At 59.0% G+C, this 503-nt stretch carries 1 pseudogene; it reads right to left on the bottom strand.

Annotation, left to right across the window (positions count from 1 at the left end):
* Positions 1–286: 286 nt before the first annotated feature.
* Positions 287–503, bottom strand: a pseudogene (locus tag AWB81_RS46360) (hypothetical protein); the annotation flags it as partial.

Below are 503 nucleotides of genomic sequence, written 5' to 3'. Positions count from 1 at the left end.
TTGTCGCCGCGTCTGCTGTCAGTCGCGAGACTGATCAACGCGTCGACCATTTTGTCTTTGACCGCCTCGCTCCACAGGTGCGGATCGGGCAGCGGATCAGGCTTGGCTTGGACACGCGCGATCGGCGCTGGAGGTGCGTCGAACATGTCCAGTTGCCATGCTGCTACTTCTATTTGCATGGATATCTCCGAATGAACGGGAACCCATGCCCGCAACGGGATGGTTCCCGTTGGGGTGAGGGGTCAAGACCGCCCGTACGGGCAGTCTCGACATTCAGGCGTAGCGACTAGTCGTCGGTGCCTGTCTTAAGTGGAACGACCACTGCGGACTTGGCGTACTGACGTTTGATGGGCGTGACGTTGGTGTCGGCGGTAGCCGGAGCGACAACGGCGGGCGCGGGCACCTTCGAATCCTCAGCTTTCTCCTCTTTCAACGCCGCTTTGATGGATCTCTTGATCCAGACAGCGACCGTGAAGGAGACAAACAGAAAGGCGAAGAACGAG

Origin of the sequence: Caballeronia arationis (assembly GCF_001544975.2) — a bacterium.
GTDB lineage: Bacteria > Pseudomonadota > Gammaproteobacteria > Burkholderiales > Burkholderiaceae > Caballeronia > Caballeronia arationis.
This window is presented reverse-complemented; position numbering and strand designations above follow the sequence as displayed.